20 protein-coding genes are annotated in these 20,437 nt (G+C 38.6%); all 20 read right to left on the reverse strand.

Annotation, left to right across the window (positions count from 1 at the left end):
- Nucleotides 1-16 precede the first annotated feature (16 nt).
- The 20 genes from ACOAOT_RS13540 to abc-f all read right to left on the reverse strand — a co-directional run bounded on the left by ACOAOT_RS13540 (nucleotide 17) and on the right by abc-f (nucleotide 20,203).
- On the reverse strand, nucleotides 17-739 hold the full coding sequence (locus ACOAOT_RS13540) for an ATP-binding cassette domain-containing protein (protein ID WP_420217473.1): 723 nt from the start codon (nucleotides 737-739) through the stop codon (nucleotides 17-19).
- Nucleotides 718-1,512, reverse strand: coding sequence for an ATP-binding cassette domain-containing protein (locus ACOAOT_RS13545; RefSeq protein WP_420217474.1), 795 nt, complete (start codon nucleotides 1,510-1,512; stop codon nucleotides 718-720). The genes ACOAOT_RS13540 and ACOAOT_RS13545 overlap by 22 nt, the downstream gene beginning before the upstream one ends.
- Nucleotides 1,509-2,309 (reverse strand): ABC transporter permease, encoded by an 801-nt coding sequence (locus ACOAOT_RS13550; RefSeq protein WP_420217475.1) that lies wholly within the window; start codon nucleotides 2,307-2,309, stop codon nucleotides 1,509-1,511. The genes ACOAOT_RS13545 and ACOAOT_RS13550 overlap by 4 nt, the downstream gene beginning before the upstream one ends.
- Nucleotides 2,310-3,251 (reverse strand): ABC transporter permease, encoded by a 942-nt coding sequence (locus ACOAOT_RS13555; protein WP_420217476.1) that lies wholly within the window; start codon nucleotides 3,249-3,251, stop codon nucleotides 2,310-2,312. It lies immediately after the preceding gene.
- 150 nt (nucleotides 3,252-3,401) lie between these two features.
- On the reverse strand, nucleotides 3,402-4,373 hold the full coding sequence (locus ACOAOT_RS13560; protein WP_420217477.1) for a helix-turn-helix domain-containing protein: 972 nt from the start codon (nucleotides 4,371-4,373) through the stop codon (nucleotides 3,402-3,404).
- A gap of 95 nt (nucleotides 4,374-4,468) precedes the next feature.
- Nucleotides 4,469-4,846 carry a metal-dependent transcriptional regulator gene (locus ACOAOT_RS13565; RefSeq protein ID WP_420217478.1) on the reverse strand — a complete coding sequence of 126 codons (378 nt, stop codon included), beginning with the start codon at nucleotides 4,844-4,846 and terminating at the stop codon, nucleotides 4,469-4,471.
- Between the two features lie 36 nt (nucleotides 4,847-4,882).
- Nucleotides 4,883-6,613 carry an ABC transporter ATP-binding protein gene (locus tag ACOAOT_RS13570; RefSeq protein ID WP_420217479.1) on the reverse strand — a complete coding sequence of 577 codons (1,731 nt, stop codon included), beginning with the start codon at nucleotides 6,611-6,613 and terminating at the stop codon, nucleotides 4,883-4,885.
- The gene (locus ACOAOT_RS13575; protein WP_420217480.1) at nucleotides 6,610-8,361 is read right to left on the reverse strand and encodes an ABC transporter ATP-binding protein; all 1,752 of its coding nucleotides are present in this window, start codon (nucleotides 8,359-8,361) and stop codon (nucleotides 6,610-6,612) included. Before ACOAOT_RS13575 ends, ACOAOT_RS13570 begins: the two co-directional genes overlap by 4 nt.
- 81 nt (nucleotides 8,362-8,442) lie before the next feature.
- A complete protein-coding gene (locus ACOAOT_RS13580; RefSeq protein ID WP_420217481.1) occupies nucleotides 8,443-9,063 on the reverse strand; it encodes a TetR/AcrR family transcriptional regulator in 621 nt (206 codons plus the stop codon).
- Between the two features lie 58 nt (nucleotides 9,064-9,121).
- Complete coding sequence (locus tag ACOAOT_RS13585) at nucleotides 9,122-9,244, reverse strand: hypothetical protein (protein WP_420217482.1); 123 nt, start codon at nucleotides 9,242-9,244, stop codon at nucleotides 9,122-9,124.
- A gap of 57 nt (nucleotides 9,245-9,301) precedes the next feature.
- Nucleotides 9,302-10,066 carry a 2,3-diphosphoglycerate-dependent phosphoglycerate mutase gene (gene gpmA / locus ACOAOT_RS13590; RefSeq protein WP_420217483.1) on the reverse strand — a complete coding sequence of 255 codons (765 nt, stop codon included), beginning with the start codon at nucleotides 10,064-10,066 and terminating at the stop codon, nucleotides 9,302-9,304.
- 13 nt (nucleotides 10,067-10,079) lie between these two features.
- The gene (locus ACOAOT_RS13595) at nucleotides 10,080-10,964 is read right to left on the reverse strand and encodes a fructose bisphosphate aldolase (protein WP_420217484.1); all 885 of its coding nucleotides are present in this window, start codon (nucleotides 10,962-10,964) and stop codon (nucleotides 10,080-10,082) included.
- Between the two features lie 229 nt (nucleotides 10,965-11,193).
- Complete coding sequence (locus ACOAOT_RS13600) at nucleotides 11,194-13,056, reverse strand: glycoside hydrolase family 9 protein (RefSeq protein ID WP_420217485.1); 1,863 nt, start codon at nucleotides 13,054-13,056, stop codon at nucleotides 11,194-11,196.
- 170 nt (nucleotides 13,057-13,226) lie between these two features.
- Nucleotides 13,227-14,666, reverse strand: coding sequence for a CotH kinase family protein (locus ACOAOT_RS13605; RefSeq protein ID WP_420217486.1), 1,440 nt, complete (start codon nucleotides 14,664-14,666; stop codon nucleotides 13,227-13,229).
- A gap of 10 nt (nucleotides 14,667-14,676) precedes the next feature.
- Nucleotides 14,677-15,348 (reverse strand): DUF4956 domain-containing protein, encoded by a 672-nt coding sequence (locus ACOAOT_RS13610; protein ID WP_420217487.1) that lies wholly within the window; start codon nucleotides 15,346-15,348, stop codon nucleotides 14,677-14,679.
- Nucleotides 15,349-15,376: 28 nt separating this feature from the next.
- Nucleotides 15,377-16,057 (reverse strand): polyphosphate polymerase domain-containing protein, encoded by a 681-nt coding sequence (locus ACOAOT_RS13615; protein WP_420217488.1) that lies wholly within the window; start codon nucleotides 16,055-16,057, stop codon nucleotides 15,377-15,379.
- Between the two features lie 171 nt (nucleotides 16,058-16,228).
- Nucleotides 16,229-17,074 carry a nucleotidyltransferase domain-containing protein gene (locus ACOAOT_RS13620; protein ID WP_420217490.1) on the reverse strand — a complete coding sequence of 282 codons (846 nt, stop codon included), beginning with the start codon at nucleotides 17,072-17,074 and terminating at the stop codon, nucleotides 16,229-16,231.
- Nucleotides 17,071-17,859: a MerR family transcriptional regulator gene (locus tag ACOAOT_RS13625; RefSeq protein ID WP_420217491.1), complete on the reverse strand. Its 789-nt coding sequence runs from the start codon at nucleotides 17,857-17,859 to the stop codon at nucleotides 17,071-17,073. Before ACOAOT_RS13625 ends, ACOAOT_RS13620 begins: the two co-directional genes overlap by 4 nt.
- A gap of 11 nt (nucleotides 17,860-17,870) precedes the next feature.
- Entirely contained in the window at nucleotides 17,871-18,125 is a 255-nt protein-coding gene (locus tag ACOAOT_RS13630) for a hypothetical protein (RefSeq protein WP_420217492.1), read from the reverse strand.
- Nucleotides 18,126-18,190: 65 nt separating this feature from the next.
- Complete coding sequence (abc-f, locus tag ACOAOT_RS13635; protein WP_420217493.1) at nucleotides 18,191-20,203, reverse strand: ribosomal protection-like ABC-F family protein; 2,013 nt, start codon at nucleotides 20,201-20,203, stop codon at nucleotides 18,191-18,193.
- Nucleotides 20,204-20,437 lie beyond the last annotated feature (234 nt).

A 20,437-nucleotide genomic window follows, 5' to 3' on the forward strand; every position in this document is an offset into this window, starting at 1 on the left:
GTTATTTCTATCCTTTCTATGTTGAGGTTTCTTTTATCAGATGCCCTTGCTCCACAATCCTTCCTTTTTGCATAATTGCAATCTTATCAGAAATTCGCATAGCATCTTTCCGGCTATGCGTTACAAAAATGCAGGAACAGCGGTGCAGTTTTGAAGCGTTCTCTACTAAGGTAAGTACGGCATCGGTTGAAATCAAATCGAGACCGCTTGTCACTTCGTCCATAATTAAATAATCAGGCTCTATAGCCATAGCCCGAAGCAACGACAGGCGGCGCTGTTCTCCGCCTGAGAGACGTCGCACTGGGGTATCCAGCATCTTATGATCCATGTGGACAGCATCCATCAAATCATAGATACGTTGTTTTCGTTCTTTTCGGTTATAGGAGGTCAAATTAATCAGTGCTTCTTCAACATTAGAAAATGCTGATCTTGCTGGATTTAGTGTACCGGAAGAATCCTGAAATACGGCTTGTATCTTTTTACGATGGCTTTTCCATGTACGATAATTCCACTGTGTAATATCTTCACCATCTAATAAAATGGTTCCGGATGTGGGTTTTTCCATACCAACCAGCAATCTTGCCAACGTACTTTTACCAGAACCACTTTCCCCTTCTATTGCCAGATTTTCACCTTTTTCCAAGTGGATGTTAATATCACAAAGCGCATGAAACGTACCTTGTTTTTCACTGCGATAAATCTGATTGACATGTTGTATTACAATTTCTCCCACTCCCATCTACCTCTGCTTTCAATCCTGCTTAAACTAGCGAATCGGTTCATCCAATTCGTTTGCGGTTTCGTTAATAGTTGATCCATACTGCCTTGTTCGATTACCCTTCCTGCTCCAAGCACATAAACATTGTTACAAAATTTTTGGAGTGCGTCCACATCATGGGAAACAAACAGAATGCCCTGATCCTGCATTTTCTTTCCCAACACATCTAACAGCAGATTACGGTTTTCTTCATCCAGTGCAGCCGTTGGCTCGTCCGCAAGAATATAATTGGGTGACATTCCTAATAACATGGCTGCAGCCACTCGTTGCAGCATCCCTCCAGAAAGTTCACCAGGATATGCATTCAGCACTCTTTGTGTATCCTTTAAATTGACCAAATCCAGTTTTTCAATTGCCAGTGCAATTGCATTGGATTGATTCAATTCTAACCGTCTTTGAAAAGTCTCCTGAATTTGATAGCCTATTTTCAATCGGCTGTCAAAAGCAGTCATTGGGTTCTGGGGTATAAAACCAATCTTTTTCCCACACAAGCCACGATGCTCCCTGCGGGACAGGCAAAGTAAATCTGTGTCATCCATGAAAATTTTACCATCTTTTATTTGACAGTCCGAGTGCAGCATTCCAAATATACTTCGCAGCAATGTGGTTTTTCCTGAACCACTATGGCCGGTAAGTCCAATGATTCCCCCGGAAGGTATCTCCAATGACACTTGATCCAACAGGAGACGGCCTGATTTTTCCTTTACACTTAGTTGGTTGATTTTCAACATCATGTCACCTCCATTTCTGTCAAGCGCCTGCCCAGAATATTAAAACAAAGCGTGGATAAAATAACGGCACCGATCGGGTACAGAATCATGGCAGGATGGAGAACCAGTGCACCACGTGCATCCAGAATCATGCTGCCCCAATCTACAACACTATCTCCCAATCCTAATCCAATAAAGGAAAAAGCAGTAATTGCCAGTATCATATCTGCACAAGATAAACAGAGAAAGCGTATCATTTCTGCAATTAAATTAGGAAGGATATGAATCATCAATATTCGTAATTTTGAAGCTCCTGAAGCAATAGCACACATAACATAGGCTTTTCCTGTTTCCATATCAACGCGGGTTCGCACCAGTTTAATATAGCGAAGAATATAGGATACAGTCAGCGCAAATAACGTGGTTTTCGCTCCACTCCCCCATGCGCCTATAAATACAATCAGGTATGCAATCGGCGGTATTGCTGTGACTGCATTGATGAGTCCGTCAATTAAAGTATTGCCTTTCATTACTGCACGGCTTGTTGCCATACCGATGATTGTCCCCAGCAAAAAGACCATCATCGATCCGCCCAGCACGATTCCAAGTGTTGTCCATCCTCCATAAAGAATTCGTGAGAAAATACATCGTCCTAATTGATCGGTACCAAACGGGTACGTAATGGACGGTTTTTGAAATCTTGTCAAAAGATTAGATTCCATCGGATTATTAGGTGCAAATAGATATCCGATTAAAAATAACACAAGCACAAGCATGGGAATTAAAATGGAAAGACTGTGTGCTGCTCTCTTCTTTTTCACTTATGCCACCTCCTTTTTTCTTTGAATTGCCCACTGTATCAAATCTGCAACAATATTGCATAAGGCAATTGCCAGAGCAAGGAAAAACACCTCTGCATGAATCATAGGCGTATCTCGATCCAACACATGATTGACAATCAGATAACCAAATCCCGGTATGGAAAAAATCTGCTCAATTACAGTTGCATTTGCCAGCGCCAGACCTATACTCTGCAGGAAGTTAGGAATCAGCCCAACTGCGGCTCTGGGGAGAAAATGGTAAAATAAAAGTCTGCCCTCCGACAACCCACGGCAACGGGCATAGAATGCATAGTCTTCCCTGCTTTCATGCACCAGTGCATCCATTAACATTGGAGTATAGAAGGAAGCCCCAAATATCCCCATGCAAAGTGCCGGCGATATGTAACTGAGAAAACTGGTATTCCCTGTCACAGAAATCAGTGATTTTTTTACTGCAAAGAAATCCAAATATACCGTTGCCAGGTAAAAAGAAGGGACAGACACACCTAAAATACAAATGATCTGCAGGGCTTTTTGGGGAATCTTCCAGGGTAACAAATATGTGGTACAGCTCAACACAATAATAGTAATAATTTGAAATATGGATGCCAGGAAAACAATTCCAAGTGTTTTGGGAAAAGCTGTTGCAATATCCTTCCAGACCTCATGTCCATTTGCCAGTGATGTCCCAAGATCAAAGTGAAGTAAATCAATTACCCAGGATCCGTATTGAATCAGTAAAGGTTTATCAAATCCCAACTGTATCCGTATTGCTTCGATTTGTTCTGTTGTTGGGCTTCCTATCATTCGCTTCGCATATGCAGTTGCTGGATCAACGGATGAGAGGCGCATCAATAGAAACGAAAGCAGCGTCACAAAAAATAATGTAAATATCAACTCAATCAGTTTTTTTAGAATATATATTTTCATACTCTGTTTCATGTACATTCACCTCCTTCGCTTTAGTTAGGTTAAGCTAACCTGCATTCAAAAAAAGGAGCGCATTATAGCGCTCGAAAGTCATCCGCTCTCGCAGATAAAAGTTTAAACAATTATAGGTTAATTCGCCACTCTGAACGGACCATTATCCCACTATTTAGACAACTTCTTTCTATATTCGGACGGCAATTCTCCAAATTCTTTTTTAAACGCCTCTGAAAACTTACTTGGGTTATCATAGCCCATTTTCATGGCAATTTCTGTAATGCTTTGTGTGGTGCTGCGCAATAAAAGTATGCTCGCCTGCATACGATATGATTTCATATAAGAGTAGATAGAACACCCAAAAACACCTTTAAAACACACTTTCATGGAAGTAAGAGAAATATCAAATTTATTGGAAAGTTCTTTCAATGTGTAATGCCTATGTAAGTCCGAAATCATGTATGCTTGCATTTGTTTTATCACTTGTACCTGATTCTTTGAAAAATATCGACGTTCCTCCTCATATTCACAAACCTGGACATCATTCAAAAACATAAGCAGCTCTAATACTTTAACTTTCAAATAGTGGGCTATCATTTTTGGAGTTACTCGATAAAACTCAGAAAATATATGTTCAATATAGTTATGACTTCGCAAAACCATACAAGTATTTTTTTTACAAAGCCGCTCCCCGATCTGACACAAATCAATGTGCAGTCCACCCAGCACATTTTCAACCTGCTTTAATGTGGTTACTGCTTCATTCAAGTCAATTGTAATAGAAATTCCATGATAATGAGAGAATGGAAATGTGGTAGATATGGTTTCATTTGTCAGTCGATTGATTGCAAGGTCACCTGCTCCAACATATTGACAATCACCATTACTAAAAACACACTCAAATCTTCCTTCTCTGCAATGATTGATTTCAAGCACATCAGGGTGTGGAAGTTTATTTTCATTTTGTCCGTCTTTCATATGAAAATCATTATAGAATAGTTCAATGCCATGAAATATTTCGTATCGTGTAATTACGCCCTCACCAGTTTCATTTTGCATCTTATATACAGAACAGCCGTCTTCACGCACTGTCTTTTGTACCTCTGAATTAAAAAAATCCGTTATCTGTCTTTCATTCATCTTTTGCCTTATCCTTTAATAAAAATACAAAGTCCACTGATCATCATTACAAACAGGTGCACTCGTCCATAGCGACGTATGCACCTGTGTATTTATTACCTACTTTTTTCGTTCCAATACTCTTTCAATTTTTGAAAGCTATCATCACATAAAACATGTTCCATAAAGCAACCTTCTTTTTCAGCTATCTCTTGCTGCACCCCTGCTTCGATGAGTATTTTTTTAAAGAATTCATGACGTTCATAAATCTTTTCTGCCAGCACTCTTCCTTTTTCTGACAATTCAAGACTTGCATTCCTATTCATTTGCACGAATTCCTTCTTTCGAAGCTCTTTTATAGCATAGGACACACTTGGTCTGGAAAACTTCATAAAATCTGCTATATCAGAGCAATGTACTTCGCCTTTTCTCATTTTTAAAATCAGGATTGCTTCTAAATAGTCTTCTTGGGATCTGCCTAACTCCGCCACCATCACCTCATATCTTTATATTTATCTGAATGTAACTCTTTAAACACTCCAGGATACCGCTTCTTTTCTTTCCCCAACAAAGCGACTGTATATTCCATTCTGTTCAATTAGTTCCGCATGCTTTCCTTTTTGGACAATTCTTCCTCCATCTACTACAAGAATCTGATCTGCATGCCGGACTGTTTTTAATCGGTGTGCGATCATAATGATTGTTTTATTTCTGGTCAGTTCTTCAAAAGCTCTTTGTAAATGCGCTTCATTCTCCGGGTCTACATTGGCTGTCGCCTCATCGAAAATGATAATTGGGGCATCCTTTAAAATAGCTCTTGCTATAGATATTCTCTGCTTTTCTCCTCCGGAAAGTGCAAACCCCTTATCTCCGACTAACGTATCATACCCTTTGGGAAGACTGCTGATGAATTCATGACAGCACGCTTTTTTTGCTGCCTTTATAACCTCTTCCCTGGTTGCTTCTGGCCTTCCAAAGCGAATATTATTTTCAATGGTATCACCAAAAAGATATACATTTTGAAACACCATGCTGATTTGGTCCATTAAGGACTCCAAAGTATAATCCTTTATGTTTTTTCCGCCAATCATGATTTTTCCATTATCTACATCCCAAAATCTTGCAATTAAATTACAAATTGTAGATTTTCCAGAGCCACTTGGCCCAATGATGGCAGTCATTGTTTTGTTCTTAATCTGAAGATTCATATCTTTTAAAATCTGCCTCTTCTCATAGGAAAAATCTACATGTTCAAATGTGATTTCATGATTTTCCGGCTTTATGATTTCCCCTATTTCGTCCATTAATGGTACATCATCCATCTGATTTGCCTGCTCGATAGAACTGCCGCAAACACGTAGAATTGACACACCATGTCCTGCTGATTCTATCTGTTCAAAAATAATAAAAGAAACAACGATAAACATCAGGGAATAAGTAAGCTGCATGGTTCCATTAAAATAGAAATATAATGCTGCTGCCATCATGATCACGCTGAATATCCGTAATATCCCTTCCTGCATAATGGTATAAGGTATAATCAGCTGTTCCATAGCCAGATTGGTGTTTTTACTGTTTTCGATTGCTTTATCTACCTTCTTATCATCGATTTTACTAAGGTTGAAGGATTTTACGATTCCCATTCCCTGAATCGTTTCTAATATGTTTTCTACAAGTACCGCCTGCGCTTTTTGTCTTTTTGGTGCTGTATCTCTTGATTTTTTTTCCATAGCAGAAGTAATCATGCAGAACAAAAGAATACCCGCCGCTACAATCATTCCCATTCTCCAGTCAAAGACCAGCATGTAAATGGTAAATACAATGGTAGTGATAAACCCACCTAAAGTCAGAACCATGACCATTGGTGCAGTCGTTTCCACATCTCCCAAAACCGTAGTACTGATTCCTGTAATAATCCCAAGACTACTTTGGTTAAAAATTCCCATTGGTATTAATTTCATTCTGTTTCCAATGAATATTCTTTTATTAGCGGCCATAAAATATCCTGCATGTGTCTGTTGAAGCTGGGAAAAATAATTTGTGACAATTTTACCTGCAATACTAACAATCATAAGTCCCAGCACATACCATATGATAGTATTCTTTGTATCTTTTTCAACCAGTGCCTGAATGGTTAAAAAAATCGCTCCAATCTGTAACATATGAAAGATAGCATTTAAAAATCCCACAAGGATAGAGTTGCGAATATTTTTTTGCTCTTCGCCAGCAAACAGCCATATTTTACGAAAAATTTCTATCATACCAATTCACCATCCTTTGCTCCGATATGGGCATTCCACATCTTCTGATATAATTCTGATTTTTGTAGTAATTGTTGGTGGGTTCCCGTATCTTGTATTTTTCCCTGATCCACCAGAAGAATCTGATCTGCATCAACAATCGTCGATAATCGATGTGCAATCATAATCAATGTTTTTCCCTGTACCAACTTTGAGATTGCTTTTTGAAGAATAGCTTCATTCTCCGGGTCAATATAAGCAGTTGCTTCATCCAGTATGACAATAGGGGCATCTTTTAACATAGCTCTTGCAATGGCAATTCTTTGCCGTTCTCCACCGGAAAGATGGGCTCCACCACCACCAACTCTTGTTTCATACCCATGTTCAAGCCCTCGTATAAAAGCATCGCAACCTGCTTTTTTTGCCACCGCTTCCACTTCTTTATCCGTTGCATGTTCTTTCCCCATTCTGATATTTTCCCGGATGGTATCATCAAACAGGAAATTATCCTGAGATACATATGCAATCTGATCTGCAATCTGTGTCAGTGGAATTTCACTGATTTCTTTTCCACCAATTCGGATACTGCCTGTTTCAATATCCCAGAAACCAGCAATCAGCTTTGTAATCGTTGATTTTCCACTTCCGCTGGGCCCTACAAAAGCATTAACCGTTCCTTCGCGGATTTTTAAAGTAATATCAGTTAATATATTTCCCTGTTCTTTTTCGTAAGCAAAAGAAACATGATTCATTTCAATATCCATTCCTGCAAGTGCAGCAGGTTCCTTGGGGTGATGTTGTTCTGGTGCATTTAAAATAGTTTCAATGGACTCGATTATGGTACCGGCCTGTGCCAGGGAGTCGATAAAATTTGTAGCAGCAATAATCGGGCCAACAATTCCCATGGATAATATTATGACCATGATTAAATCAGTAGAGGTAATGTTTCCGCTTAAGTAAAACGCTAATCCCACAGGCAATACCCCGATCAAAACAGCAGGACTGAAGTTCCGATAGCACGCCATACCAAACTGTGTACTTTTCATCCAGTTATAAAAAAATGACGCATTTGCATTCACAGCTTCCTCATAACCAGCATACGCTTCATTCCCCTGATTATAAGCCTTGATTACCTCTATTCCATTGATATACTCTACAATGGAATCATTCATTTTCTTACCAATCTGAACTGATTCCCGATATTTTGCAGGATAAGTTTTCATCGTAGCCATCATAAATATCATGCCAATTGGAATCGTTGCAATCGATAGCAATGCCAGTCTCCAATCAACAAAGAACAGTGTAATGATTAGCAGTAACGGTGATAACACATTGGAAGTCATTTCTGGAAACAGATGTGCAAGTGTTGTTTCCATGCTCTCAATCTGGTCAACCAAAATACTTTTCCATCTTCCAACCGATTGATTCTGCAATGTTCCCATGGACAGTTTTGCCAGTTTATGTACGCAATTATTTCGTACTTCTGCCAGTACTGCAAAAGTCGCCTTATGAGACAAGGCAGTTGAAAATGTAGTAAGCAGTACTTTTCCTATGCTGCCAACTAAGGCGAGCGCAAGCCAGGGAATGCAGTCAGACATATTGGCAGTCTGATTAAGTAACTTGATAATAATCATTCCAGCACAAAAATAAGGAATAAAACCGGACAATACCCCTAAAACTGCCATGACAATTGCAAACTCAAGTTTTTTATGTTCTGTTTCTGCCAATGCCCATATTCGTCTTAGCGGGCTTTGATTTTTTTGTTCCATAAGTCCTCCTTTTGGTTAGTTTTATCTAACCTTATGTTTTAAAAAATTGCGGGTAACCCCGCATTTCAGGCATGGATTCACTTATTTCCAATTGTAAATTTTAGCAAACCCGGCATAATAAAATTCTCTTAGCTGTTTTGCATACCGCATGCCATCTTCTCGTTTCATATCATGACGCACCATTTCAAATATTCCAGAAAAATATGCACTTGTTACAATATGGAGAAATTCTGATGTAACCGTACCATTTTTGAGCGCATCATCCTTAGTGGCTTCCATGTATTTCTCGGTATACTCCATTTCAATTTCCACCAGTTGATTTAAAAAATCAGAAAATTCTGTTCCTTCCGCACATTCTAATAATAGTTTAAATTCATCATAGTGGTCATAAATATAAGCAACCAATGTTTCAGCTTCCATACTACTATAATGGAACATATTATTCTTCTGATACTGGGAATCCTTATTATGAAATGACTCCTGAACATCTAAGAACCATAATTTTAATTCATCCACAACCGTAAATACGATGGCGTGGAACAATCCTTCTTTATTATGAAAACGTGTATATATGGACCCTGTACTGGTACCCGCCTCCTGTGCAATGGTCCGAAGAGAGGCATCCTTGAATCCTTTGTTTAAGAATTCCTTCTTCGCACATTCATACACTTTTTCATAAACGCCTTCGATTTGCTTTGCCATTAATTATCCTCCTGTATTCAAAACAGTGTTTCATAACACCGTTATAAATATAGTGCTTTTATTCTTTATTGTCAAGTGAATTTTGTATATTCTCGTTGATTTCCAGAGATTTTTGGGCCAGCTCGTTGTCCTCCGCCAATGCATCAAGAAAGGAATATCCTCCGTCGATATGATGTGACAAACAAAAAGCCACCAAGATCAGAGTGACCTTTAGGTGACTTTCTATGTTTTTTATCAATCAGAGTCTTTCTATTGTTTTTGTTTTTCCCTGATTTGCTACCATCTTCATTTTTGCGGCTATCACATCAGGATTTCCTAAAAACTGCTTTCCTATAACCGAGAGAGTATCATCTAGACTATACACAAGTGGTATGCCCGTAGCCAGATTAAGTTCCACGATTTCCTGCTGGGAAAGATGCTCCAGATACATAACCAGCGCCCTCAGAGAATTTCCATGAGCTGTAATCAGTACCCTTTTTCCAGCCATAAGCTGTGGTCTGATCTGCTTCTCAAAGTAAGGAATAACCCGTGCGATGGTATCTTTCAGACTTTCTGCCAACGGTAATTGGTTTTCCGCCACATCTTGATATGCTTTCTGATGAGCCGGATTCCTTTCATCCTGCGGCTCTAAAGACGGGGGCTGTACATCAAAAGAACGCCGCCAGATTCTCACCTGTTCTTCTCCGTATTTTTCAGCCGTCTGGGACTTATTTAATCCCTGTAATGTCCCGTAATGGCGCTCATTAAGCTGCCACGCCTTTATTACAGGCAGCCATTCTGAATCCATTTCCTCTAAGGCAAAATTCAGCGTATGGATTGCACGTTTCAAATAGGAGGTATAGCAGACGTCAAACTCATATCCCTGCTCCTTAAACAACCGGCCAGCTTCTCTCGCTTCCTCTTTTCCGGCTTCTGATAAGTCAACATCCGTCCAGCCAGTAAACAGATTTTCTAAATTCCAGATACTTTCTCCATGACGGAGCAATACTAATTGATGGCTCATATTCGATCCCTCCCTATAAGGATGCTTCGTAAATTTCAGTAATTGCTTTCAATAATGCCACATCAAATTCCTGCTGTGTCTGCTTTACTGAAAGGTCAGATAGAAGTGCTCTGGAAAAGCTGGCTATCAGTTTTGGATTCTGCTTTAACAGTTCATCTGCCTCTTTGCGGCTGTAACCACCGGATAGTGCCACAATCCGCACAATCCCCGGATCACTCATTAGATCATTGTAAGCTCCAGCCACAGAAGGGATAGACACCTTCAGCATAATGTTCATTGAACCATCCAGTTTTTTCAGATGGCTTATAATTTCCTCAATCAGCATTTCCTCTGCTTCTTGTTTGCTGCTGCTATGAATATCTACCTCCGGTTCCACAATTGGTATAAATCCTGCATCATAAATTTTCTGACCTAATTCAAACTGTTGTTCTACAATCGCATGAATACCCGCCCTGTTCGCTTCATGAATAACGGAACGCATCTTTGTTCCAAAAATATTTCTGGCGGCCGCTCTATCTAAAAGCTCATACAGTTTAGGAATCGGCTTCATCAACTGAACCCCGTCCTTTTGTTCATCCAGTCCATTGTCAATTTTCAGAAATGGGACAATCCCTTTTTTCTCCCATAGATAATCTGCAGTATACAGGTTGTCAATTTTACGTTCCATTGTTTTTTCAAACAGGATTGACCCTAAAATATGATTGGACGAAAATGCCTTGCTTGCAATAATCCGGCTTCTCATCTGCTGAATCAGATCATACATCTCATCCTCTGTATGGTATTGTGACGACTCAATTCCATAATCTCTCAAAGCTTTCGGTGTACTTCCTCCGCTCTGATCCAATGCTGCAATGAATCCTGCACCATGCTTCATTCGTTCTAATTGTTCTGATTTCATGTTATACATAACCTCCTTTATCTTCTACGCCATCTACTTCTGACTGATACACTGTTTCGCTTCCTTTAACAGGTTAGTTTTTACTAACTTGATTTTATATATCAAGTATGCATCCTTTTTATTTGTATGTCAAGAATGCAGTTGAAATAATTTAAATAATCCCCAAACCAACTGGTTTGGGGATTTAATGAGCCGAATAGCAGAACACTCTATTAGAATTATACTGGAACTATACGGAAACGCCTGGTTCATTGCCAAATACTTTTACTCCTGCATCATATACCGGAATATATGGGGTTTTTACGGTATTTCCATAATTTACTCCTGAAAGATCCTTATAGGAAAAATCATTAGCATTGTTCCAGGTTACTCCTGCTGGGGCTGCAATCCGAAACTGTACTTCTTTTCTGTAAGCAGACTGTCCGCCTGGATAAATTCTGGTTCCGGTAAAATCTGCATTGACATAATAGATATTGGCCTCTTTATTCCAGGGCAGTAATTTGGATACAACAGCACCGTTATTGTAGTTGGTGGTTACTGTAATATCTGTAGCCTTATATCCTAACTTTGTTATTTCAGAAATATCGATGAAGTATTTAAAGGACAGCTTATCTCCCATTCTTGCCGGCCATCCGGATTGGTTGTTTAAGAGTGCCTTAATTTCTATAAAATTGCTGCCGGAAGCATTGATTCCAGCTTCAACAAAAAACTCATCATTGGTTACCGGTTCAATTGCTTTAAAATCAGCAATAGGCATTCCGCCGTACCTGCCATATAGCTTAGCAAGGGCACCTACAAATCCTGCATTGTAATCACAGGCAATTTCATTATTTACATAATTACCTATCTCATCGGTGTAGCTGTCATCTCTTCCTGGACCGCCAACTAAAGCACCGTAGATTGTGTGTCTGTGATAAGTGGGAACGGTCTGACTGTCAGCCCAGGAACTGTGAGCAGTTCTGTGGTGAGGTCTCTTTGGAGGATTCACTCCAAAGCCAACTACAAAACTGTGTCCTGCGCTGCCCAGTGCATAGTCCACCTGCTGCTTGGCAAAGGCAATATAAGCTGCTGCCCTGGAAGCTGTACAGCCGGACCAGTCTGCATAAACACTTGCTAAGAAGGCGGTGGTAGTGGCATATCGCAAAGCTCCCCAGGAATCCAGCCAGGCAAGACCTTTGGGCGTATAGGAAATACGTTCTCCGTTATAACCGGTGGACCAGTAATCCAAATGCATTTCTGCGGCAGTCTTATAGATTGCCTTGTTTGTGATTCTGGCAAGAAGGATTTCTGTACCATAATGTACATCGTCCCAGTTATGAGCCCATTTGTAAGCAATGGTATTGGTCTGGGATTGTGTCCCCCAGTTTCCCACATAGGATTCTGCTTTGTTTAAATAAGTGGTTTCACCTGTTGCAAGATAAAGCCAGGTGCCTGCCCAGCTAAGCTCATCATAAAAGCCGCTGTATGAGGTGTAAAAACCATTGGCTGCGGTATAACCTGCATCACTCTTGGTGGTATCTGCAAAAGTAAAAAGTTCTTTGGCATGACGGATGCATTCTGCGGCATAAGTTGGATTACTTTCTGCAAATATAGCTCCTGCTGCGGCTAAAGCTGCTGCTGCCCCGCCTGCTACGGAAGAACCAGGCCTTGATAAATCCACCTTAAAGGACGGGCGTACCATCTGCATCACCTCTGCAGGACCCCACCAGGAATGATCAGCATTGCCGTCACCTACCTGATAGTAGAATACATTGGCAGATGGATGGCATTTTATCAGATAGTCGGTTGCCCACTTAATCTCCTCTAACAAATAATCAAGCTGACCACTCTGCTCTAATGCATCCCTTGATTCATAAACACTCCAGGCTAGCATCGCCGCCGTGTACGCCATCGGCAGGTTGAATTTTGGGTGATCTCCTGCATCGTACCAGCCACCGGTCAGATCAAGTCCGGCGTCTGCACCGTCTGTCAGACCGGAATCCCCTCTCCAGTTGTTCCGGATGGTGTCTGGCAGTTTTCCTGAACGCTGGAACTCATAAAACATGATTGCTTTTTGTAATGCTTCTCCGTAGTTATAATTCGTCACATTCATTTTTATTTCCTCCTTGTTATAACTGAATTAATATGTTGCCGGCGTTTTATATTGTTTCGTTACATACTCTATAAAGGAATAAAAAATGATATTGTAAACTGACTTATAATTATGGCGGATATAAAAAAGCAGAAGTACCTTCATCATTTTGAAAATACTCCTGCAATCCATTATTTACCAGCTACAGTATTTAGCTCATTATCCCCCGCGCCACCGCCGCCTGGTATTTTCTTGTCCTGCATATCAGATATATTAATACTAGATGCATCAATCAGTGAAGTACGATCCATCTTCTGCCCTTCACTTGTTGAAGGTATGGTTCCATTCAACTGACCTTGAATACTTTTTACTCTTAAATTGCAAAAACTATTCAATACACGGACTGCTTTCTGATACTCTTCATAGGTACAAAACTTACTTGGGTCCTTTTCAACATAAGATTCTATGAGTTCTTTCGTGTCTTCAATTCTTTTTATGATGTCTGTAGAATCAAGAAATTCGTTGTAATACTTATGATATATTTTAGTATATTTTTCATTTTGAAAAATCCAGCTCTGCATAGGACGATTGTTCAGTGCATCATTTATTGGTGTATTAACAGCTGTCGTAGAGTCGCCCACATCAAATGTACCAAAGGACATATTATAGTCCCAGGGTATCATGGTTAATTTACCACCCTTTTCATAGAGATAATAATTGTGTGCAGATTCGCCTGTGTAGCTATCACCATTTACCACAAAATTATGAACAACAAAATAACGAATCACTTTTTCTACATCTATAACATTTTCCAGATTAGTTCCATTATTTAAATCCTTTATAGATGAAATAAATCGCTTCTTGTCTTTTGCCTTAATTTTCATTTTGGCATTGTTAAAAAAAAGAGAATAGCTGTCGGGATTTTCATCAATATATTGTAAATTAGCATCTGCAAAGTTACTTTCATCAGATTCATCCTGATTCACTGTATTTTCTGCATTTTCTACTTCAACAGCTGAACTTTCTGGCTTATAAAGATTACCATGATTACTTCCATAATTTCTCTTTAAAAATGATTTTTCCAAACCCTCAACAGCCAGATAAAACCCCCACTTTTTTCCATTAACTGTAATAGTAGTATAGCTGCACAAAGGACCGCTGACACCGAAATCCCTCATCATCTGATAGGTCAGGTAATCCATCATATAGGTGTTATCATAAATGATATTGTTCAATGATAATTTATCAAGGCCATAATAGTTTGTCGCCTTTTCATATTGATTGAATTTAATCTTAAAGCTATATCTGGAACTGCCTGTTTCCGTTACTCCTTCAAGAGAAGAGGAACCTTTTGCACGTATACCCACATTCGCATACTTCTTACCATCAATTACAGCAGTACAGGGGGAATATTTTTTATCTGTGCAGGATGTGATGAATTTATCCCAATCCTGCATAACAATATCAATATTGTGAACACGGGAATTATCAAACAGTCGGTCTTCATACCCCGATGTCTTTGTTGCTGATACAATTCCAATATTTTTCCCATTCATAAATATTACTGTAACAATCAGAGCAAGAAGTATAGCAGCAATACATATTTTATCCATCCACTTGTGGGTTGACATCTCTTTCCTCCTATCCCATGTAATCTCCATTATAGCTCACTAATACAGCACTATTAACACCTTCTATTTCCGATAATTCATTAATAAAGTCGGTATTATCATTTTTTAATCGGATTTCCATATTCAGATCAATCAACCCTTTACTGACCGATTTATTTTTCACAACACATCGTAATGCTTTTGCTTCCAGATATTCCTTTGCCTTAATTTCAACATTATGGCTATTACACTGAAGAATTACTATATACGGATTACTATAAGTTTTTCTATTAACAAAAACTAAGAGTGTAATACCTATCACAAGACAGCCAATGACCGCTAAAGGTATCATACCCGCAGCCAATATTATTCCTTCTGCAATCGACCAAAATAAAAATGCTATATCCAGTGGTTCCTTAATGGCCGTTCGAAAACGTACAATTGATAACGCACCTACCATACCAAGAGAAAGAACAACATTGGAGGTTACAGCCAGTATTACAATTGTAGTAATCATAGTCAATGCCAATAGGGACACCGAAAAACTGGAAGAATACATAACTCCATTATAAGTTTTTTTGTATATGTAGCAAATAAACAGTCCTAAACAAAAAGATAGCAGTAATGCCAGCATCATATCCAAAATACTTACACTGGTTACCCTCTCCAGAAAGCTTGATTTAAAAATATCATTAAATTTCATAATTTTTATTTCTCCTTAAAATATAATTTTATCCATAGATACGGCAAGCTGCATATTTAGAAAATGCTGTTACACGTCGTCCAGTAAGCTGAACCACATCTCGTATAATGGAAGGCAGGAATTCATCCCATTTAACCTCCATAATTATACCGGAATCTCCCGCAGGAATCATAAGACAGTCAGCGTTTAGAAAGTCTATGCATTGAAGACCCGTACGAATATCATAATCAAGTGTAACACGGACATTTCCCGGTTCATAGACAAAGGGTTCTCTTATGTAGTCCACAATGGTTTTTGGCCGTAAACCTTGCATTGTCATTTTCAGATATAATTCCTGTATCAATGCATCCTCTTTCATTTTCATCCATTGGGTTTGCCCCTCCACGATATACTGAGCTTCCTGAATAGAAAGGACTGTGCTTTTTTTATTACATAGCCCGTTAATTTTACTTTTCTTTTCAAGATGAATTAGCCCGGTATTGTCATTGTAATAGCGAATTCGAAATTTTTCTCTTCTGTCTACGCCATCAAGCTTTTCACGCAAAACCTTATCCGTCATATTATCAAAATATAAACTTCGGATTTTATATTTTCCTTCTACTGCATGAGAATCCTGCCTGGCAACAGCAATTAATCTTTGTCGAACCGTTATCATATCGCTGTAAGTTATTACATGTTTCCATTCATGACGAAATTTAATAAAAATCACCCCCCTAAATTTTTAATACAAAATAATTGTAATAAAGAGATCTTAACGGTTTCTTACCATATCTTAACAATTCTAAAACAGTTCGACATCAAGTCCTTCTGTTCTCCACAGTAAAAAAGCAGGAGTATCTTCATTTAGAAAATACTCCTGCTAAGTTTATTTGATATATATCTATAATATTTGCCTGCTGTAACTAGATATTTCATTATATTGAACCTGAATTCTGTCAAAACAATCTTGTATTGTATTTTTACTTAATCCAGATAATGCTGCTTCCACGTCACTGGCAAAATCTTTAGGGATAAATGCTTCTTTTTGCATTAGTAATCGCCCCAAACTTCCTTTCTCATTAATAATATACATCCCGTTTATGGCATACAGAACTTGCAGTAAGCTGATTGCACACCGAAACAATGAACCGGCAGCATATAGAACATCTCCTTTTCCGATTGCCTTCGTACCGCACTGTTTTGAAAACTCACATTCCCATAAGAATTTTTCTATTACTGCTTTCTGGTAGCTTTTAGGTAATTCTAACAGTCTTTTTTTCTGTTCTGAGATAAGGCTGTTATTGCTGCTCAAAATTTTGCAATATGCGACCTCTCCCATATAAATAGAACTCACAAACCCAAACGGATGACCGCATTGATAGTCAATGGAGATTTTTCCATCAATACAATCATCAATTACAGTAATCACTTTTCGGGTATTCCTGAAAAGAATATCTACAGCAATACCATCAATTTTCAACCAGCCTCCGCCGTTAATCCACGGGCCCCATAGGCCGGGATCGGTTATAATATTTATTCGGTGTTCATCATCAAGTGAGACTGCCTTTTGTCTGAATGATGTAAGGTCAAATGACGCCTCATCATAGTATATTCCTATATCTATATCAGAATCTTTATTTGCCGTACCCGTAGCCCGGGAACCACCCAAAACGATGGCATCAATCCCGGCAACTCCATCTAAGGCGTGTATGATCTGCGTTAATATGTTTTCTATTTTATTAGTCATATAAATTTCTCCAACTCTGTATTTTCTATCCCTAATTGAAAGCCGTTATTATGGATATAAAAATTCAGTGCCTTTACAAGGAAGTTTTTTATAGGCTCTTGAATATCCCTGGCTTCATATGGCCAGTTTGATATATCCAGACCTGCGTTGATCAGTGACATCAATAAATTAGTATCTCCAGATGAAAATTCATTCACCATGCTCCACCAGCGTTTTGCAAGTTCCTGGCCTTCTTCGCCTTTCGGATCAGCACCTTTTTCATAAAGCTCTTTCAATTTGTCAAATACTTCTTTTACTTTCATATTATCAGGTGTGGTAAATAGTTGAATTGCGAAGCTTTTCAGCTGATCATCATTAAAATATCGTATTACAAACGCATAAGGATTGCCACGTTTCATAGATTCCATAATCGTGATCAGACGATCCATATTGATCTCTTGATCGGTATTTGTTTCAGCTATGGCAGTATCAAGCATCCCTACGATATTATTTAGTTGTTCGATTTGTCCAGTGAGTGCATTTCGCTGCATTGTAAATATATTTTTCAAATCGGCTGATGTATTTAATATTTTTTCATTAATTTCTTCTAATGAAAATCCCAATGATTTAAGGAAAAGAATCTGTTCAAGGCGCAAAACATCTTCTCGGGTATACTTTCTTCTTCCGCCTTCGGTAATAATTGGTTTTAGCAAATGCTGTTCATCATAATACTGAAGTGTCCGTACAGTAACACCACCTATACGTGCTAATTCTCCGATTGTAAACAAATTTTCCTGATTCACCATGGGATTCCACCTTAATTTATGCCTCTCGGCGTTTTTAGTATAACTTCCCGAACTGGTATTGCCTGATGGCAATATGGGCACTCGCCGATCTTGCCAGCCTCAATATCTGAATCGTCTTCCTCAGAATCTCCATTTTCTATCTTGATACTAATAGAGTTAAAAGGAACACATTTGTGACAATTAGGGCAGAATCCGGGCTGTTCATTTCGGGGCCAGGTAATTTCAGCCTCTCCTTGTTTTGTCTTAATAACAAATTTATCTCTCATATAATGCACCTCCCTTTCATGTTATCCTAATTCTAATACATGACGTTACGTAACATGCAAGAGGTTTACTGATATTTCTCCCATTTATCATATACGCAATTCAGTTCATTTTCCATAGTTTCTTTTTTCAAAAATAGTTCCTGTAAATATGCAAAATTGGTACTATTATCATTTATTTCTTGTTCCAGCGATTTTAATGCGGCTTCTATGGCTTCAATTTCGCTCTCAAGAATATCTAACTTTTTCGTATTTAACTTTCTTGTTCTGTTTTCTGTTATGCTGTCTTGATTCACTGCAGTTCCTAAGGACGGTTTTTTTTCATTAGAGAATACTTTGGTCTTTTCGTTTGACAGGTCCACACATTTTCCCGCCTTTTGCAATTCTTCCTGATAATAAGTATAGTCACCCGGATAAGTGATAAGACGGTTATTTTCAAATGACATGATTTTACCTGCGACTTTATTGATAAAATACCGGTCATGGGATACAAATAACAGGGTACCTTCAAATGCGGATAAGGTTTCCTCCAGCACTTCTCTGGAATCAATATCCAGGTGATTGGTGGGCTCATCAAGAATCATAAAATTTACTTTTTCAAAGGTTAATGAACATAACCTTAACCTGCTCTTTTCCCCACCGGACAAGAATCTTATTTTCTTATGAACATCGTCTTTAAAGAATAATACTCTTGCCAGCTGGTTTCTTGCATCTTCATAAGTAATATTGTGAAATCCTGAAAAGTACTCGAGTATGGTCTGGTCCTCATCTTCAAAAACAACCTGTTGGGGCAGATAACCGATTTTTACCTGTGCGCCGATTTTTACTGTACCGTAATCTGGTTTTAATTCTCCTAATATCAGCTTAAGCAGAGTAGATTTGCCGCAACCATTTTTCCCAATAATGCAGGCGCTGTCCTGATAATAAACTTTCATATCAATATCTTTTAATAATACGATATCACTAAAGCTTTTACTTAAATGTTCGGTCTCTAATACCATTTTTCCGGAACGTTTCGCACTATCCTGATTAAGGCGCACCTTCCTGCTTTCAAGGACCGGTTTTTCCAACACTTCAATCTTTTCCAATCGTTTTTCCAATTCCTTTGCCCGCTTAAACATCGCTTCACTGTCTCTCATATTACCCCAGATACGGTATCGTTCAATCTGTTTTTCCATCTGTTCGATCTTTTTCTGCTGATTGATATAATTCCTGTAGTCAATTAAGAACCGTCTCTCTTTTTCCAGTACATAATAGCTATAATTTCCCAGATAAATATTGGCCCGGCTAAACTCTAACTCCACGATTTTCATAGCAACATGATCCAGAAAATACCTGTCATGGGATATAATCAGGACAGAACCTTTATAATCCTTTAAGAAATTTTCCAGCCATTCTGTGGTCTCTAAGTCCAGATGATTGGTCGGTTCATCAAGAAGCAAAATGTCTGGCTCCTCAAGAAGTATTTTCGCCAGAATCACTCTGGTTTTTTCTCCACCGCTTAAACTGTGAAATGGCAGCTGTTTCAAATTATCATTAATCTTAAGTCCTTCTGTTATCTTGTTTATCTTCGTCTCCAGCTCATATCCTCCGGCTATCTCATACTCCTGGGTGAGCCGTCCGTAACTTAACAGTGCTTTTTCAAGTTTCTCACCTGAAAAAGTCTGAAGCATTTCTTCAAGCGCTGACAACTGTCTCTTTAAATCAAAAACTTTTTGAAATGCCATGCGGATTACTTCAATCGCTTTGGTATCCTCACTGTAAACAGGTATCTGGTTTAAATACCCTACCTTAACCCCTTTACGAAGATTTACCTCACCAGCCTGATAATCTTCCAAAGCCTCCTCCCCGTACAAAGTTTCGCCGGCCTTCACCTGCTCCGTATCCTCAATTGATCCCTGGAAATTTAAGTTACTTTCCTTAAACTTACCCATAATAATCTTCATAATTGTGGTTTTCCCACACCCATTTTTGCCAATTAATCCAATCCTCTCCCCTGTTTTCACTTCAAAACTTATTGTTTCAAATATCTTATTTGCTCCATAAAATTTCGTTAAATTATTAATACTTAACTCTATCATGACTTTGCCTGACCTTTCTTTTAATTAAAACCGGTTTCTGCCTTTTCTTAAAAATGAACGCAAAAAACCCAAAGCCAATAAGCTTTGGGTCGCAATTCTTATAATTATCATCGTAATAACAAATGAAATTAATCTGAATACTCCAAAAATCTTATCTGGTTAACTTTAAATCTATTAAATTTGGACGCACTTCTAGCCTTAACCTGAAATAATGCGATCATAATAGATTCCAAT

It is taken from the genome of Lacrimispora struthionigena (genome assembly GCF_048627165.1).
Lineage (GTDB): Bacteria > Bacillota > Clostridia > Lachnospirales > Lachnospiraceae > Lacrimispora.

Excerpts from the sequence above, each read along its gene's own strand:
- ACOAOT_RS13600 (WP_420217485.1), bottom strand. The coding sequence starts at position 13,056 with ATGAATGTGACGAATTATAACTACGGAGAAGCATTACAAAAAGCAATC.
- ACOAOT_RS13630 (WP_420217492.1), bottom strand. The coding sequence starts at position 18,125 with ATGAGAGATAAATTTGTTATTAAGACAAAACAAGGAGAGGCTGAAATT.
- ACOAOT_RS13620 (WP_420217490.1), bottom strand. The coding sequence starts at position 17,074 with ATGACTAATAAAATAGAAAACATATTAACGCAGATCATACACGCCTTA.
- ACOAOT_RS13625 (WP_420217491.1), bottom strand. The coding sequence starts at position 17,859 with ATGGTGAATCAGGAAAATTTGTTTACAATCGGAGAATTAGCACGTATA.
- ACOAOT_RS13545 (WP_420217474.1), bottom strand. The coding sequence starts at position 1,512 with ATGATGTTGAAAATCAACCAACTAAGTGTAAAGGAAAAATCAGGCCGT.
- ACOAOT_RS13595 (WP_420217484.1), bottom strand. The coding sequence starts at position 10,964 with ATGAAATCAGAACAATTAGAACGAATGAAGCATGGTGCAGGATTCATT.
- ACOAOT_RS13575 (WP_420217480.1), bottom strand. The coding sequence starts at position 8,361 with ATGGAACAAAAAAATCAAAGCCCGCTAAGACGAATATGGGCATTGGCA.
- ACOAOT_RS13580 (WP_420217481.1), bottom strand. The coding sequence starts at position 9,063 with ATGGCAAAGCAAATCGAAGGCGTTTATGAAAAAGTGTATGAATGTGCG.
- ACOAOT_RS13605 (WP_420217486.1), bottom strand. The coding sequence starts at position 14,666 with ATGTCAACCCACAAGTGGATGGATAAAATATGTATTGCTGCTATACTT.
- ACOAOT_RS13560 (WP_420217477.1), bottom strand. The coding sequence starts at position 4,373 with ATGAATGAAAGACAGATAACGGATTTTTTTAATTCAGAGGTACAAAAG.
- abc-f (WP_420217493.1), bottom strand. The coding sequence starts at position 20,203 with ATGATAGAGTTAAGTATTAATAATTTAACGAAATTTTATGGAGCAAAT.
- ACOAOT_RS13610 (WP_420217487.1), bottom strand. The coding sequence starts at position 15,348 with ATGAAATTTAATGATATTTTTAAATCAAGCTTTCTGGAGAGGGTAACC.
- gpmA (WP_420217483.1), bottom strand. The coding sequence starts at position 10,066 with ATGAGCCATCAATTAGTATTGCTCCGTCATGGAGAAAGTATCTGGAAT.
- ACOAOT_RS13570 (WP_420217479.1), bottom strand. The coding sequence starts at position 6,613 with ATGATAGAAATTTTTCGTAAAATATGGCTGTTTGCTGGCGAAGAGCAA.
- ACOAOT_RS13565 (WP_420217478.1), bottom strand. The coding sequence starts at position 4,846 with ATGGTGGCGGAGTTAGGCAGATCCCAAGAAGACTATTTAGAAGCAATC.
- ACOAOT_RS13555 (WP_420217476.1), bottom strand. The coding sequence starts at position 3,251 with ATGAAACAGAGTATGAAAATATATATTCTAAAAAAACTGATTGAGTTG.
- ACOAOT_RS13540 (WP_420217473.1), bottom strand. The coding sequence starts at position 739 with ATGGGAGTGGGAGAAATTGTAATACAACATGTCAATCAGATTTATCGC.